Annotated in this window: 9 protein-coding genes and 1 pseudogene; 9 read left to right on the forward strand and 1 reads right to left on the reverse strand. The window is 69.2% G+C overall.

Annotated features, from left to right (window positions below):
* The first annotated feature begins 28 nt into the window (after nucleotides 1-28).
* The 6 genes and pseudogenes from recC to J2W68_RS03510 all read left to right on the forward strand — a co-directional run bounded on the left by recC (nucleotide 29) and on the right by J2W68_RS03510 (nucleotide 13,642).
* Nucleotides 29-3,424 (forward strand): exodeoxyribonuclease V subunit gamma, encoded by a 3,396-nt coding sequence (gene recC / locus J2W68_RS03485; RefSeq protein WP_310232831.1) that lies wholly within the window; start codon nucleotides 29-31, stop codon nucleotides 3,422-3,424.
* Nucleotides 3,421-7,035, forward strand: coding sequence for an exodeoxyribonuclease V subunit beta (locus tag J2W68_RS03490; protein WP_310232833.1), 3,615 nt, complete (start codon nucleotides 3,421-3,423; stop codon nucleotides 7,033-7,035). The genes recC and J2W68_RS03490 overlap by 4 nt, the downstream gene beginning before the upstream one ends.
* Complete coding sequence (gene recD, locus J2W68_RS03495) at nucleotides 7,032-9,170, forward strand: exodeoxyribonuclease V subunit alpha (protein WP_310232835.1); 2,139 nt, start codon at nucleotides 7,032-7,034, stop codon at nucleotides 9,168-9,170. Before J2W68_RS03490 ends, recD begins: the two co-directional genes overlap by 4 nt.
* A gap of 145 nt (nucleotides 9,171-9,315) precedes the next feature.
* A pseudogene (locus J2W68_RS03500) lies at nucleotides 9,316-10,241 on the forward strand (virulence RhuM family protein).
* 147 nt (nucleotides 10,242-10,388) lie between these two features.
* The gene (locus tag J2W68_RS03505; RefSeq protein ID WP_310232836.1) at nucleotides 10,389-12,077 is read left to right on the forward strand and encodes a molecular chaperone HscC; all 1,689 of its coding nucleotides are present in this window, start codon (nucleotides 10,389-10,391) and stop codon (nucleotides 12,075-12,077) included.
* Nucleotides 12,074-13,642, forward strand: a complete 1,569-nt coding sequence (locus tag J2W68_RS03510; protein ID WP_310232837.1) for a J domain-containing protein — start codon at nucleotides 12,074-12,076, stop codon at nucleotides 13,640-13,642. Before J2W68_RS03505 ends, J2W68_RS03510 begins: the two co-directional genes overlap by 4 nt.
* A 156-nt stretch (nucleotides 13,643-13,798) precedes the next feature.
* On the opposite strand, the gene J2W68_RS03515 is transcribed toward J2W68_RS03510, so the two are convergent.
* Nucleotides 13,799-14,053, reverse strand: a complete 255-nt coding sequence (locus J2W68_RS03515; protein WP_310232839.1) for a hypothetical protein — start codon at nucleotides 14,051-14,053, stop codon at nucleotides 13,799-13,801.
* 241 nt (nucleotides 14,054-14,294) lie between these two features.
* On the opposite strand from J2W68_RS03515, the gene J2W68_RS03520 reads away from it, so the two are divergent.
* The 3 genes from J2W68_RS03520 to J2W68_RS03530 are packed head-to-tail and all read left to right on the forward strand — an operon-like array spanning nucleotide 14,295 to nucleotide 15,975.
* Nucleotides 14,295-15,128 (forward strand): restriction endonuclease, encoded by an 834-nt coding sequence (locus J2W68_RS03520; RefSeq protein WP_310232841.1) that lies wholly within the window; start codon nucleotides 14,295-14,297, stop codon nucleotides 15,126-15,128.
* A 52-nt stretch (nucleotides 15,129-15,180) separates the two neighbouring features.
* Entirely contained in the window at nucleotides 15,181-15,474 is a 294-nt protein-coding gene (locus J2W68_RS03525) for an excalibur calcium-binding domain-containing protein (protein ID WP_310232844.1), read from the forward strand.
* 57 nt (nucleotides 15,475-15,531) lie between these two features.
* Nucleotides 15,532-15,975, forward strand: a complete 444-nt coding sequence (locus J2W68_RS03530; protein WP_310232846.1) for a hypothetical protein — start codon at nucleotides 15,532-15,534, stop codon at nucleotides 15,973-15,975.
* Nucleotides 15,976-15,979: the final 4 nt, after the last annotated feature.

The raw sequence follows: 15,979 nt of genomic DNA on the forward strand, positions 1-15,979 counted from the left end.
TGCGACCGGTGTCCGGCATCATGGGGCGATGCCCGACGCCGCCCCCGACTTCCGCCTCTACCACTCCAATGCATTGGAGGTGCTGGCGGGCCTGATGGCGCACGCGCTGCGCACGCCGGCGCCGGGGCAGTCGTTGCTGGCGCCGGACGTGGTGCTGATTCCGCAGGTCGCGATGCGGCGCTGGCTGCAGGCCACGCTGGCTGCCGAACACGGCGTCGCCGCGAATCTGGAATTCGTGACGCCCGGCGAATTCGTCGGCAAGGCGCTGTCGGCCAATCTCGGCCCGCCGACCGACGAACCCGATGCCGCCGCGCTGCGCTGGCATCTGTATGCCGCGCTGACCGATCCGGCCTTCCTCGCCCAGCCCGCGCTCGCGGCGTTGCGCGCGCATGTCGACAGCAACGATCCGCTGCGGCCGTGGGCCCTGGCCGGCGAACTCGCCTCTGTGTTCGAGAAGTACCAGGCCTGGCGCCGCGACTGGTTGCTGCGCTGGGAAGCGGGCGCGGATGCCGACGATCCGCAGGCGATCCTGTGGCGGCGCATCGCGCGCGGTCGCCAGCATCGCGCGCGCCGCATCCAGCAGTATCTCGACCGTTTCGAAGGCCATGACGCGCCGTTGCCGGTCGGCCTGCCGCCGCGGCTGTTCGCGTTCGCCACGCTCAATGTCTCGCCGGACGTGCTGCGCGTGCTCGCCACGCAGGCGCGCGTGGGCACGCTGCATTTCTACGTGCCCTCGCCGAGCCGCGATTACTGGGGCGACCTGCAGCGCGTGCGCGCCGGCGGTGCCGAGGCCGCGCGCACCGAAAATCCCTTGCTGCAGGCCTGGGGCCACGCCGGCCGCGATTTCATGGCCGTGCTCGGCAGTTATGAAGTCGTGCATCCCGATGTCGAACTGCGCAGCGACGCCGATCCCGGCGAGGGCGGCGGCGCGTTGCACGGTAGCCTCTTGCGGCGCTTGCAGTCGGACCTGTTCCAGCGCCTGCCGTCACCGCCGCTGACGCCGACCGCGAGTGATCCGCGCACGCGTCTGCCGGCATTGCGGCGCGACGATCCCAGCCTGCAGGTGCACGCCTGCCACACCCGCCTGCGCGAACTGCAGGTGCTGCACGACCAGCTGCGCGCGTTGTTCGAGGATCCGCGTTTCGATCCGCCACTGCAGCCGCGCGACGTCGCGGTGCTGGCGCCCGACATCGATCCCTACATCCCGTATCTGGATGCGGTGTTCGGCGGGCGCGGGCGCGAGGACTCCGGCTTCAATCAGGCCATTCCGTATGCGCTGGCCGATGCCAGCCCACTCGCCGGCGAGCCGCTGGCCGACGTGTTCCTGCGCCTGCTGGCACTGCCGGTCGCGCGCTTCGGGCTGGAGGAAACGCTCGACCTGCTGGCGAGTCCGCCGCTGGCCGATTCCGCCGGGCTCGATGCCGGCGCGTTCGCGCGGTTGCATGCCTGGCTGTTCGCGGCCGGCGCGCGCTGGGGCATCGATGCCGCCCATCGCGCACGTCTCGATGCGCCGGCCGACGATGCCTACACCTGGGCGTTCGCACTCGACCGCCTGCTGCTCGGCCACGCCAGCGGCAGCGATGCACCGATCGCAACCGCATCAGGCCAGCTCATCGCACCGTTGCCCGAACTCGAAGGCAGCGCGCTCGATGCGCTCGACACGCTGGTCCGCCTGCTGCGCGTACTTGCGCGTCATGCCGACCTGCTCGGCGAGGCGATGCCGCCCGAGGCCTGGCGCGACCGCCTGCTGCGTCTGCTCGACGCGCTGCTGCCGAAGCCGCCGTCGACGCCCGCCACCCAGCGCGCGCTCGATCGGCTGCGCAGCCTGATCGATGCCTTCGCCGCCGATGCCACGCGCGCCGGCTTCGATGCACCGGTGCCGTCGGAAGCCGTACGCGCGCATTTCGCCGCCGTGCTCGGCGAGGCCGACACCCGCGCGCCGCTGTTGACCGGCGGCGTCAGCGTCGGCCGCATGGTACCGATGCGCCTGCTGCCGTTCCGCGCGATCTGCCTGCTGGGCATGGACGATGGCGACTTCCCGCGCCGCGATTCCGCTGCCGGGCTCAACCGCCTGACCGCCGAACTCGGCACCGACCGCCGCCAGGTCGGCGACCGCAGCACGCGCGACGACGACCGCTTCCTGTTTCTGCAACTGTTCGCCGCCGCGCAGGACGTGTTCTACGTCAGCTACCAGGGCGCGGACCCGCGCGATGGCAGCGTGCGCGAGCCTTCGGTGCTGGTGACCGAACTGCTGGCCGCCGCCGATGCGCAGCACGCGCCCGACGCGCTCGCGGCGGACGATCTCGTCGTGCATCACCCGCTGCAGCCGTTCGCGCCGGCCGCGTTCGGCGCCGGCGACGAGCCGCGTCGCTTCTCGTATCGCCAGCAATGGTGGAGTGCCGCGTCGCAGCCCGTGCAACGCCGCATCGCGCTGCCGGCTTGGTTCGATGGCACGGCGCTGCCGCCGATCGAAGAGGCGGAGGACGCGCTGTCGCTCGATGCGCTGCGGCGCTTCCTGCAGGCACCAGCCGAGACCTTCCTTCGCCAGCGGCTGGGCATGCGCCTGGCCGAAGTCGAGACGCTGGAAGGCGATGTCGAACCGCTGCTCGCACCGGGCCGTGGTCTGGCGAAACAGCAGCTGCAGCGCGCGGTGTTCGAGGCACGCCTGCGCGGCGACGACGATGCGACCACGCAGGCCCTGTTGCGCGCGCGCGGCCTGCTCCCGTCCGGGCCGCTGGGGCGGCGCACGCTGGATGCAGTGCGACGCGAGGTCGACGGTTACGCCGAAGCCTTCCGTGCGTGGCGTGGCGATACGGTCGCCGATGCACCACGGATCGAAGCCCACATTGATGGTGTGCGCCTGCACGGCCGCTTGGCTGACGTCTATCCAGAAGGCATCGCGCGCATCCGCTTCGACGCGCCGAACGGCAACTCCTCGATCCGCGATGGCCTCGACTGGCTGCTCGCCAGCGCGGCCGGACTCGAGACGCCGCTGGTGCAGTTCCACGACGGCGGCGATGCGGGCGCCGGTCCGCACACACGCGCCACGCTCGCGCCACACGAAGCCCGCGCGCTGCTCGCGCATCTGATCGCACTGCGCGCCCAAGGCCTGCGCGCGCCGCTGCCGTTCGCGCCCTACAGCGGCTGGGAGCTGTTCAACGCGCCGAATCTCGAACGCGGTCTCCAGAACGCCGCGAAGAAGTGGCACGGCAGCGACCGCAGCTGGGGTGAGGGCAATACCGAAGCGCTGCGCCTCGCGCTGCGCGGGCGCGATCCGTTCACCGATCAGGCCACCCAGATTGCGTTCGTCGACCAGGCGATGACGGTGTTCGGCGCGGTGGTGAAGGGTCTGGTCTACGGCGGCACCGATCTGGATGCGCTGCGCGCGATCGCCGCGGAACTCGATGTGGAGGACTCGGAATGAGCAGCACCGATCCCTACCTGCTGCTGCCGCTCGACGGCGTGCGCGCCATCGAGGCCTCGGCGGGTACCGGCAAGACGTTCACGCTGGCGACGCTGGTCGTGCGGCTCGTCGTCGAAGGCGGCCTGCGCGTCGGCGAGATTCTCGCGGTGACCTTCACCGAAGCCGCGACCCAGGAACTGCGCAGCCGCATCCACAAGCGCCTGAAGATGGCCGAGGCACTGGTAGACGCCGACATCGGCGACGACGCCTCGCCCGAAGCCGCATTGACCAGCGCCGTGCTCGCGCAGCATCTCGCGCGCGGCGAAGAGAGCGCCGAGGGCTTGCGACGCCGCCTGCGCGCGGCGGCCGACGAGATCGACCTCGCCGCGATCTTCACCATCCACGGTTTCTGCGCGCGCGTGTTGCGCGAACATGCACTGGAAGCCGGGCAGGGCTTCGATGCGCCCGAGCTGATGACCAGCGACACGGCCTTGCGCGAAGCCATTGCCGCCGATCTATGGCGTTCGCACGGCGTCGAGCCCGATGCCGCCGACGATCTGCTGAGCCTGTGGTCCGGCGGTCCGCTCGCCCTCGCCGGCGATCTGTCGCCGCTGGTGCGCGAACGCGTGCTACGGCCGGCACTCACCGAGCTGCCCGACGATCCTGCGCCGCGACTACGCGCAGCCGGGGCCGCGCTTGCGGCGGCGTTCCATGCGCATGGCGAGGATTTCCACGCCGCGCTGGTCAACGCTGTCGAAAACAAGGTGCTCAACAACGCCAGCTACAAAGCCGACTGGATCGACGCGCTCTTCGGAGCGCTGGGGCAATGGTGTGCGCGCGAAGACTTTGACATGCCCTTCGAGCATCCCAAGCTCGAGAACCTGACGCGCGACATGCTGCAGAAGCGGACCAGCGTGAAAGCAGTCGGCCGTACACCTGACTCGCCGGTCTGCGATGCGATTCCCGCGTATCTCGCCGCGCTCGACGAGATCGCCGAATGGCAGGACGCGCGCCGGGTCGAACTGCTGCACCGCCTGCGCGATGACGCACGCGCCCGCGTCGATCGCTTCAAGCAGCAGCAGCGCGTGCAGACCTATGACGATCTGATCGACCGCGTCGCCGATGCCGTCGACGGTCCGCAGGCCGACGCGCTGGTCGCGCAGCTGCGTGCGCAATACAAGGTTGCGCTGGTCGACGAATTCCAGGACACCGATCCCCGCCAGTGGCGGATCTTCGAACGCGTGTTCGGCGCCGCCAGCGGCGCGCCGGCGCTGTTCGTCATCGGCGATCCCAAGCAGGCGATCTACGGCTTCCGCGGCGGCGATGTCGAAACCTATCTCGCCGCCCAGGCCTCCGCCGAACGAGCGCCGCCGCTGGCGCTGAACTTCCGCTCCCGCCCCGGCGTGCTGCGCGCGATCGCGGCGCTGTACGCGCAGGCAAATGCGTCAGGCCATCCGCCATTCGTCGACGACCGCATCGCTTTTCGCGAAGTCGAACCCGGCGGCGTGCGTCGCGATGACGACTATCTGCGCGGCGGCGCGCCTGCACCGGCGCTCACGCTGTGGCAGGCGCCCGATCCGCCGCCCGATCACAAGAACAAGATCAAACCCTGGAGCGCCGGCCGCTCGCGCGAACTCGCCACGCAGGCCTGCGTCGCGGAGATCCATCGCGTGCTCAGCGATGCGCGCGCCGGCACCGCGCTGATCGAAGGCCGCCCGGTGCAGCCCGGCGACATCGCGGTACTGGTGCGCTCGCACAGCGAGGCCACGCGCATCCGGTCAGCACTGGCGATGGTCGGTATTCCCGCGGTCGCCGCCGGCAAGCAGAGCCTGTTCGCGACCGCCGAAGCGCGCGACGTGCACGCCCTGCTGCTCGCGCTGCTGCACGGCGCCGACGACGGCCGCCTGCGCATGGCGCTGTCGACGGTGCTGATTGGCGAGGATGCAGGTCACGTCGCCGCGCTCGACGAGGACGGCGACGCGCTGCGCGCCTGGCAACTCGCCGCGCTCGGCTGGCGCGACCGTCTGCAACGCGGCGGCCCGCTCGCGCTGGTCACCGATCTCTGCGCCGCACACGCCGGCCGCCTGCTCGGCCTGCTCGATGGCGAGCGTCGCCTGACGAACTACCTGCAGCTGGCCGAACTGTTGCAGGAAGCGCAGGCGCACGCGCTGGGCCTGCACGGGCTGGTCGACTGGCTGTCGCGCGCGATCGCGTCCGCCAGCAGTGACGACGACAGCCAGCTGCTGCGCCTGGAATCCGACGCGCGCCGGGTGCAGGTGGTCACGCTGCACAAGAGCAAGGGCCTGGAATATCCGCTGGTGTTCCTGCCCTTCGCCGGCATCGGCGGCAAGCCGCGAGACGCCGGACGCCACGTCACCGTCGCCGACGACGCCGGCCGCGCCCTGCACTGGAAACTGCTGCCGTCGCGGTCCGGCTGGGACGCGGCGAAGCAACGCTGGCAGGACGGGCAACGCGCCGAGGATGCGCGCCTGCTCTACGTCGGCCTGACCCGCGCGCGGCATGCGCTGTGGATTGCGGGTGGCAAGTTCTTCGGCCATGACAAGGCCGCGATCGCGCACATGATCGCCGCGCCGGACGCGCTCGCCGAGGCGCTCGGCAGTGCGATCCGCATCGACACGCAATCGCCGCCCGCGTCGCTGCCGTGGTTGCCGCCCGGCTCCGAAGACGCCGTGCCGGCCGCGCGCATCGCGACGCGTTCGCTGATCAGCGACTGGTGGGTCTACAGCTTCACCCAGCTGGCGAATGCCGAATCCGGCCACGACGCATCGAGCGCATCCACGCAGGCCGCGCCCGGTGGTCTGGACGAACCCGCTGTTGATCCCGACGCCGCGCCCGACGCGGCCGAGACCGACGTCTACGACCCGCGCTTCGCCGGCGCGCGTTTCGGCGTGGTGCTGCACGACGTGCTGGAACGCAGCGACTTCGCGCAGTGGTCCGCGTGGACGCCTGGTGCGCCCGCGCCCGACACAGATGCGGACGTCATCGTCGAGCGCCTGCGCGCCGCCGGTTACGCGGACGCCGATCTCGACGACGGGATCAACGTGCTGACCCCGCTGGTCGGCCAGACCTTGACCGTCACCCTGCCTGAAGGCGTGCGCCTGGCCGACGTGCCGCCCGATGCGCGCCGTCCGGAAATCGAATTCCAGTTCGCCCTTGCGCCGACGCGCATCGATGCCTTGCTCGCCCTGCTGCATCGCCACGGCGTGCTGTCCGCGCGCAGCGGCTTCGGCATGCGCCGCCAGCTCGAGGGCCTGATGACCGGCCTGATCGATCTGACCTACGTGCACGACGGGCGCTGGTACGTGCTCGACTACAAGACCAACCGCCTGCCCGGTTACGGCCCCGCGCAACTCGAGGCCGCGATGGCGCACAGCGAATACGACCTGCAGGCGCTGATCTACACCGTCGCCCTGCATCGCTGGCTGCGCTTCCGGCTGGGTGATGGCTACGACTACGCGCGCGATTTCGGCGGTGTGCGCTATCTGTTCTGCCGCGGCCTGGATGCAACAAGAGACGACGCGCCGGGTGTGCAGGCTTGGCGGTTTGCGCCGGAGCTGGTGGATGCGCTGGATGGGTTGTTCGCGGGACGGGATGTGGAGGCCGCGGCATGAACCTGCTGCAGGCCCTGCGCGACACCGGCGCGCTGCGCACGCTCGACAACGCGCTCGCGCAGTCGCTGCGGCGTCTCGATCCCGCCACGCCCGACACCGTGCTCGCTGCCGCTGCGCTCGCATCGCTCGCCGTCGCCAACGGCCACGCCGGTTTCGATCCCACCGCGCCGCAGCGTCTCGCCGGCGCCGACATCCGCTGGCCCGCACCCGACACCTGGTGCGCTGATCTCGAGGCCTCGCCGTGGATTTCCCAGCCCGCCGACGGCGACGTCGAGTCCATCCCCGACGCACCGCTGGTGTTCGAGCACGGCCTGCTCTACCTGCGCCGCTATCGCGAGTACGAACGCCACCTCGCACTCGGTCTGCGGCGCATCGGCGCGCACACGCCGGAACGCGGCGACCTGGATGCGCTGGCGCCGCTGTTCGTGCAGCTGTTTCCCGACGCCCGCACCGGCGTCGATCTGCAGGCCCTCGCAGCCGCGGTCGCGCTCCGCCACAACCTCGTCCTCGTGACCGGCGGGCCCGGCACCGGCAAGACCACCACGATCACGCGCTTGCTGGCCTTGCTCGCCGCGCAGGCGCTGCACGCCGGGCGCCCGGCATCGCGCATCGCGCTCGCCGCACCCACCGGCCGCGCCGCCGAGCGCATGGCCGAGAGCGTGCGCAAGGCCGTGCAGGCGCTGGCCGCAGCCGATGTCGATGCCGCACTGCTAACGGTGCTGCCCACCGCCGGCACCACCTTGCACCGCCTGCTCGGCACGATCCCCGACAGCCCGCGCTTTCGCCATCACGCCGACAATCCGTTGCCGTTCGATGTCGTCGTTGTCGACGAAGCCTCGATGATCGATCTGCCGCTGATGACCAAGCTGGTCGACGCCGTCGCCGATGGCGCACGCCTCGTGCTGCTGGGCGATCCCGACCAGCTGCCGTCGGTCGAAGCCGGCGATGTGCTGAGCGGCATCCTGCGTGCGGCCGGGGACGGCATGGAGTTCCCTCATGGCGATGCCGCAATGTCGAAGCTTCTGTTCGGCGAACCTGTGTGGCAGATGAGCGCGACGCTTGTCGCTTCCGAGGTGGCATCCGTCGTGTCGCACGACGATCGTCTGCGCGCTGGCGGGACTCGCTCTTCAACAGCGCACAGCGCTGGTCATCCAGAGACTTCGGCGCCACCTTCTTTGGCTCGTCATTCCCGCGGCTTTCAACAGACGCATGTCTGGTCCGGCGGGAATCCAGGGACTTTGGATCAAGCACAGGCAACGTCCATGGACTCCCGCCTGCGCGGGAGTGACGGTGGAAGCTTCCCCGGCCGCCGCATCCACCTGCAACGCGGCTACCGCCAGAGCGCCGCCCTCGACCTCGCGCCGCTCGCCACCGCCGTGCGCAAGGGCGATGCCGAGACCGCACTGTCGCTGCTGCGCACCGGCGATCTGGCCGGCGTGCATTTCCATGAAGGCCAGCCCGATCCGCTCGCCGCACATCGCGAACAGTTGCTCGCGCACTGGTCCGCGCTGGCCGACACCACCGATCCCGTCGAGGCGCTCGCAAGCGCCGGTCGCCTGCGCCTCCTCACCGCCGTGCGTGAAGGGCCGCAGGGCGCGCGCGGGCTCAATGCACGCATCGAAGAACTTCTCGGCGGCAGCACGCGCCGCGGCGCCGGTCCCGGTTATTTCCACGGGCGTCTGCTGCTGATCACCGAGAACAGCTACCGCCACCGTCTGTTCAACGGCGACATCGGCATCTGCCTACGCGACGACAGCGGCGCGCTCGTGGCCTGGTTCCCTGGCGACGATCCGCAGCACCCGCGGCCCTTCCATCCCGCGGCGTTGCCCGCGCACGACAGCGCGTTCGCGATGACGGTCCACAAGGCGCAGGGCAGCGAGTTCGATGCGGTGTTGCTGGTGCTGCCGGAGCGCTTCAACCGCGTGCTGTCGCGCGAACTCGTCTACACCGGCATGACCCGCGCCCGTAGCGCGCTGCATGTCGTCGCCAGCGCGCCGATCCTGCGCGAGGCGCTCGATCGCCATGCAGGTCGCTGGTCCGGACTGGCTTGGCGGCTGGGTGCGGTGGAGACACCGTCTTCTGCACCCGTAGAGCACGCGCCCGAATCACCCCCGAGCCAAGGGGCGCTGTTCTGATGCATGACATGACCAGGGAATCCGCATGAGCACGGAAGATCAGAACGTCACGCCATCCGAATTGATTCTGTATCGCACCGAGGATTCGAGGACACGCATCCAGGTTCGGCTGGAAAGCGGATCGGTCTGGTTGACGCAGGCCCAGATGTCGGAGCTCTACGAGGTCACCATCAAAACCGTCAGCGAGCATCTGCAGAACATCTACGCGGAGGGCGAGCTCGAACCTGAACGAACTATCCGGAATCTCCGGGTAGTTCAAATCGAAGGCTCGCGTTCGGTGCGCCGGTCAGTCGATCACTACCACTTGAGCGCCATCCTCGCCGTCGGCTACCGCGTCCGCTCCGCCCGCGGCACCCAGTTCCGGCAGTGGGCCACGGCCCAGCTGTCCGACCTGATCGTCAAGGGTTTCGTCATGGACGACGCCCGGCTGAAAGACCCGGCGGCGAACGATTATTTCGATGAACTGATCGCGCGTATCGCGAGATACGCGCCTCGGAGAAGCGGTTCTACCAGAAGGTCCGCGACCTCTTCGCCCTGAGCACCGACTACCGCGACAGTGAGCAGCAGGCGTCGCTGTTCTTCGCCGAGATCCAGAACGAGCTGCTGTATGCCGTCACCCACAAGACGGCAGCCGAACTCATCGTCGCCCGCGCCGACCCCGGCCTTCCCAACATGGGACTGAACACCTGGGAAGGCAGCCGTGTCCGCAAGGCGGATGTCATCGTTGCGAAGAGCTATCTCGCCAACGACGAAATCGACGCGCTCAATCGACTGGTCGTGATCTTTCTCGAGCAGGCCGAACTCCGGGTCATGCAACGCCAGGATCTGACGCTGGCGTACTGGCGGCAGAATGTGGACCGTCTGCTGGAGTTCAATGATCGCGCTGTACTGCAGGGCGCGGGCCCCCTTGGGCACGACGCGATGAAGCATGCGGCCCGCGAGCGCTATGAGGCATTCGACGCGCGCCGCCGCCGAGAAGAGGCCAGTGCCGCGGACGCGGACGATCTGCGCGAACTGGAAGCAGCCGAGAAGGCGCTCGCGAAGCGCGCGCGCAGTCCTCGAAGCAAGTGATCTGTGCAACGTGGGGGAGGTGAACCTGGAGCCGGTCGCTAGACCCGTTGGCCAGGAAAACAGGACAGGCCGGATGCGTGACTTGGGCCGTTCGCAGCCGGTTGCTTCCTTTAGAATCCGCGCTTTGCAAACGGATTTGCGGCTTCCATGATCGTCGGCATCGACCTCGGCACTACCCATTCGCTCAGCGGTATCTCCAGCCCCGACGGCGGACGGCTCTTCCCCAATCCCCACGGCGACCTGCTCACTCCATCGGTGATCAGCGTCGATGGCGACAGCGTGCTGGTCGGCCAGGCCGCATGTGATCGACTGGTCAGTCACCCGGAACAGAGCATTGCCGGATTCAAGCGCTGGATGGGCACTTCGCGCGAGACCCGGCTGGGCGATCGCACGTTCCGGCCCGAGGAACTGTCGGCGCTGGTGCTGCGCGCGCTCGTCGCCGACGCCGAGGCCGCGACCGGGCAGACCGTCACCGAGGCGGTGATCAGCGTGCCGGCGTATTTCTCCGATGCCCAGCGCAAGGCCACGCGCGCGGCCGGCGAACTGGCCGGCATCCGTGTCGAACGCCTGATCAACGAGCCCACCGCGGCGGCGCTGGCCTACGGCCTGCAGCAGCGCGAAGGTGAAGGCCGTTTTCTGGTGCTGGATCTGGGCGGCGGCACCTTTGACGTATCGATCCTCGAACTGTTCGACGGCGTGGTCGAAGTGCACGCCAGCGCCGGCGACAATTTCCTCGGCGGCGAGGATTTCCTCGAACTGCTGGTCGAGACCTTCGCGCGCGACAGCGCGGTCGACATGGCGCAGCTGGCCCGGCGTGAGGCAGGTCAATTGCGGAGGCGCCTGGAAGCCGCCAAGCGCGCACTTACCGGCCACCAGCAGGCCGAGATACAGCTGCAGATCGACGGACGCAGCGTGCAGTGGCAAATCGAGGAGGCACGCTTCGCGCAGCTGGCCGAACCGCTGATGCAGCGCATGCGCACGCCGATCGAACGCGCGATGCGCGATGCGCGGCTCACGCCCGACAAGCTTGACGAGATCGTGCTGGTGGGCGGCGCCACGCGCATGCCGATGGTGTCGCGCCTAGTGACGCGCATGTTCGGTCGCCTGCCGCTGCGGCACATCAATCCGGACCAGACCGTCGCGCTGGGCGCGACCGTGGCCGCCGGCCTGAAGGCGCGCGACGAACACCTCAGCGAGGTGATCCTCACCGACGTCTGCCCCTATACCCTGGGCACGCAGGTCACGAAGCAGAGCGGCGACGGCCAGTCGCGCGGCGGATTCTTCCATCCGATCATCCAGCGCAACAGCGCGGTGCCGGTGAGCCGGGAAGACGAGTTCTATCCGGTCAGCGAGGGCCAGCGCCAGCTGATGATCGAGGTTTACCAGGGCGAGAGTCCGCTGGTGGCCAACAACATCAAGCTGGGCGCGCTCCAGCTCGCGATCGACACCAAGCTGCCCAAGGCCCAGAACGGCGTGACCGTGCGCTTCACCTACGACATCAACGGCCTGCTGCAGGTCGAGGCCCGCGTGCACGCCAGCGGCCAGCGGCACGAACTGGTGCTGGAGCAGAATCCCGGCCTGCTGGACGCCGGCCAGATCGCCGAGCGGCTGGCGGCGCTGTCGGCGCTGAAGATCCATCCGCGCGACCAGCAGCAGAACCTCGCCCTGGTCGCACGCGCCGAACGCATCTACGAGGAACACCTGCATCACCGCGAGCGGGTGCAGGACTGGCTGATGCAGTTCCGCACGGCGCTGGATTCGCAGGATCTGCGGCTGATCGCCGACCATCGCGGCCGTCTGGCGGAGGCCCTGCAGTCGATCGAGGCCGAGGGGTGAGCTGGGCGCTCGACTGGCTGCAGCTGCCGCACGACGCCGACGAACGCACGATCAAACGCGCCTACGCAGGGCGGCTGAAGACCACCCGCCCCGACACCGATCCGGACGGGTTCCAGCAGTTGCACGAGGCCTACCAGGCCGCGCTGGCGTGGTCGCGTCACCGCGACGCGTTCGCCTACGTCGAGGACACGGACGACGATGCGGGCGGCCACGACGACGCCCCCGCACCGTCGGAGGACGACATTCCCGACGGCGCCTATCGCACCGTGCTGACGCTGGACGAGTTGCTCGCCGCCACCGGCGCGCCGTCCACCGCCATGCCGTTGCAGGACATCGACGGCGCGGACCTGCGCGACGCCGATGACCACGACGCGCGCGCGCCGAATCCCCCTGCAGCGGACACCCGGCCCGCACACGCCGAGCCGCCGCTGCCGCACGAAGACCCGGCCGCAGACCTCGAAATCGATATCGACGCCCTGTGCGCGGCGATCATCGAACAGGCCTGCGCCAGCCACGAACGCAGCCTGCTGGCGTGGCTGCACCAGCGCCACGAACTGTGGTCGCTGCAGGTCAAACCTCGCGTCGGCGCCTATCTGATCGCGACGCTGCACGCGCAGGTGCCGCCGATCGGGCGCGATGCGTTCAACGCGCTGCTGGACTTCTTCGGGCTGGACCAAGTGGGCGCCGGCCACGACGCGTACGCCTTGCAGGTGCTCGGCGAACGCATGCAGCTGGCGTGGGAGCTGGTACCCGGTCGAGCGGATGTCCTGGCCCGTCGCACGACGGCCACGACGAACGAGCGCGTCACTGAGCGTGACGTGAGACGCATGCTCGACGTGCTGCGCAGTCCCTACAACGTGTGGGCCGCGCTGTTCCGCAGCGTGGTGCCGAAGGAGACGTCACGCTTCCGCGCGTTCCTGCAGACACTGGGCTACGGCCTGCATCCATTGCCGGACGACATCGACCGCGATCAGGTCGCGTTCTGGTCCCAGGTCAGTGACACCCAGCGCATGACGCGGCCGAGGGCATACGCCGCGCTGATGCGCTGCGCGGTCTACGGCGCTGCGCTGACGCTGCTGGCCGTGCTGCTGTCCGTGCTGGTCGAGTGGCTCAGCAACGGTCGACGCAGCCTGGGGCTGGAGGCGCTGGACGTCTTCGCCGCGTCCAGCCTCGGGTTGGCGGCGCTGTGGTGGGCCCGGATCGGGTTCCAGATTTACCTGCGCTGGCAAGGCGCGCCGGAAGGCGCAGCCACCTTCGCGCCGAGAGTCAGGCTGCTGTGGGTCCCCATCCTCGCAGTGTCGGCCCTGATCGTTCTCCACGCCTTCGGCGCGAAGGATCCGGGCACGCTGCTCGCGGTCGCCGCCGCATTTACGGCGCTGGCGCGCTTCCTGCGCCGCCGCCCCGGGACGACCCGGTTCCACGGCGGGGTGATCGCAGGGGCGTTCCTGTTCCTCAAGGCCATGATGACCACCGTCCCGACCGGCGAGTTCGCCGTGGCCAGCGCCCTGTTCCTGTGGACGATCGACCTGTGGCTGCACCGGCGCGACGTGCGCTGGCGTCGTTGACCGACGCACGGGTGCCGATGCCCGCAGGCGTCGACGGTTTCGCCTGACACCGCGGCAGGCTCACGTCAGTCGAACGACACGGCGGAGAGGGCGACCCCGGGACTGGAAGGGGATGTGCGGTCCAGGTAAACGTCCACACGCCCGCCCGCGCTCCGCCTATTTCCGCCAGGCCTGCCGTTCCGCATCCTTCTGCGCGAGTTCCTTGATCTTGAGTTCGCGCTGGTGCTCGGCCTTGCGCAGGCCGTCGCGCGCTTCCTTGATCACTTCCTGCGCCAGGTTCTGGTTGGTGTGGTGCCGCTTCATGTCGATCGCGGATGCCAGGCGTTCCTGCGCTTTCCGGATGCCCTGGTCGACGCGGTAGAGCGGCGCATTCTGGTTCGTGGTCAACGGCGGGTCGTAGCTCTTCTTCATGGGCACGTCTTCGTCAGCAGGCCGGCACGATAGCCCGGCGGCTCCGTGCCCGCACGCGTCGTGTCGTGGCAGCGCCTGCAGCGAGCAACGGCGCGAACCACAACTGCGGCGGGCCGGGGCTGGCCTGGCGTCTGAGCCCTGCTTGCGGAATCAGCGCCGGCCGCCTTGACCCCTTGCCACCGCACGCCCCTGTCCATACGACTTCGCGCTATCGTCGGGCGCAGGGGACAGGGGAAGTCGCATGGGACGCGCACGCCGCAGCACGCTGGAGGATCTGGCCGCATCACCGTGGCCGGTCGGCATTGTTGTGGGCCTGGCCGGCTACGCCGGCATCCGTCACGGCATTCCGGCGCTGTTCGCGCGCCAGGACGGGCCGTTCGCCCAGGCGCTGGCCGCGCAGGCCGATGCCCTCGCGCCGTTGGCATGGGCGGTGCTGGCCCTGTGCACCGTCGCCTCGCTGGTCTCGTTCGTGCGCGGGCGCAAGCGCCGCCGCCTGCTCGATACCCGCACCGGCCTCGACAGCCTCGCCACCATTGGCTGGCGCAACTTCGAATGCCTGGTCGGCGAAGCCTTTCGCCGACGGGGCTACCGCGTCGAGGAAACCGGCCTGGGCGGCGCCGACGGCGGTATCGACCTGATCCTGCGCAAGGACGGCCAGCGCACGCTGGTGCAGTGCAAGCAATGGCGCCGCGAGAAGGTGCCGGTGAACGTGGTGCGCGAGATGTACGGCCTGCTCACCCACCACGGCGCACACGCCGTGCGCATCGTCACCGTCGGCAGTTTCACCAGAGACGCCGCGCGTTTTACGGCCGGCAAGCCGATCGAACTGATTGACGGCGCGACCCTGCTGGCGATGATCCGCGAGATCCAGGAAGAAGCGCGCATTCCGGAGTCGAGACCGATGCCGACGCCCGCGCCCCGCATCGCACCCGCCTTCAACACCCCCGCCCCGAACCTCGCCGCGACACCCGGCTGCCCACGTTGCGGCAGCGCGATGGTCGAACGCAGCAACCGCCGCGCCAACACCACCTTCTGGGGCTGCAGCGCCTTCCCCAAGTGCCGCGGCACGCGATGAATCTTGCCGGCAGTCGCCGTCCTCCTTCGCCACCCATCAGGCAGGCCCCGCCATGCGCTTTCTGATCGTGCTGCTGCTCATCGCCGCCGCGTGGGGCGGCTATCGCCACTTCTACGAGCCGGGGCCTGTGGCGGTGATGCCGATCGCGGCGAACGCCACGCCATCACGCGCCGCGCCCACGCGTGTGCTGCCGAAGCCGGCCCAAAGTTTCAGTTGCGATGGGCGTACGCATTGCTCGCATATGCGGTCATGCGAGGAAGCGACGTTCTTCATCCGCAACTGCCCGAATACAAAGATGGACGGGGATAAGGACGGGGTGCCGTGCGAATCCCAGCACTGCAGATGAGCCTCTGGACAAAGCCATGCAGCCCGCACCCTTGACTCACCACCAGAAGGAACTGCCATGCGGATACTGTTGATCCTAATGCTGGCCTGCGCTGCGTTTGGTGCCCACCAGCTGTGGCAGAAACGCGAGGCAGCGCGCGCGGCCGCGTTCGACGCGACGGTCTTCGTTGCGGTGGAAATGCCCAGCGGCATGCAGCGCAATACGGTCTTCGTGCTGGCCCCGCCCAACTGCCCCTCCGATCAGGCGAAGCGCGCCGAAGCGTTGATCCGCGATCTCGGCAATGCGGGCATTCCGGTAAAGCGCGAAAGCGGCATCGCCTTCGATGTCGCGAACCCGACTCCCGAGCAGATGCGCGACATCGACCGCGCGATTTCTGTCTTCAAACGCGGCGCGCCGGTGGTGTACGTCAACGGGCTGGCGATGTCGAACCCGAGTACCGAGCAGACAATTGCGGCGTATCGGGGGAGTGGGGGGACGTCGCACCGTGCACTAATTGAATAGAACC

This window comes from Luteimonas terrae (assembly GCF_031457535.1).
Lineage (GTDB): Bacteria > Pseudomonadota > Gammaproteobacteria > Xanthomonadales > Xanthomonadaceae > Luteimonas > Luteimonas terrae_A.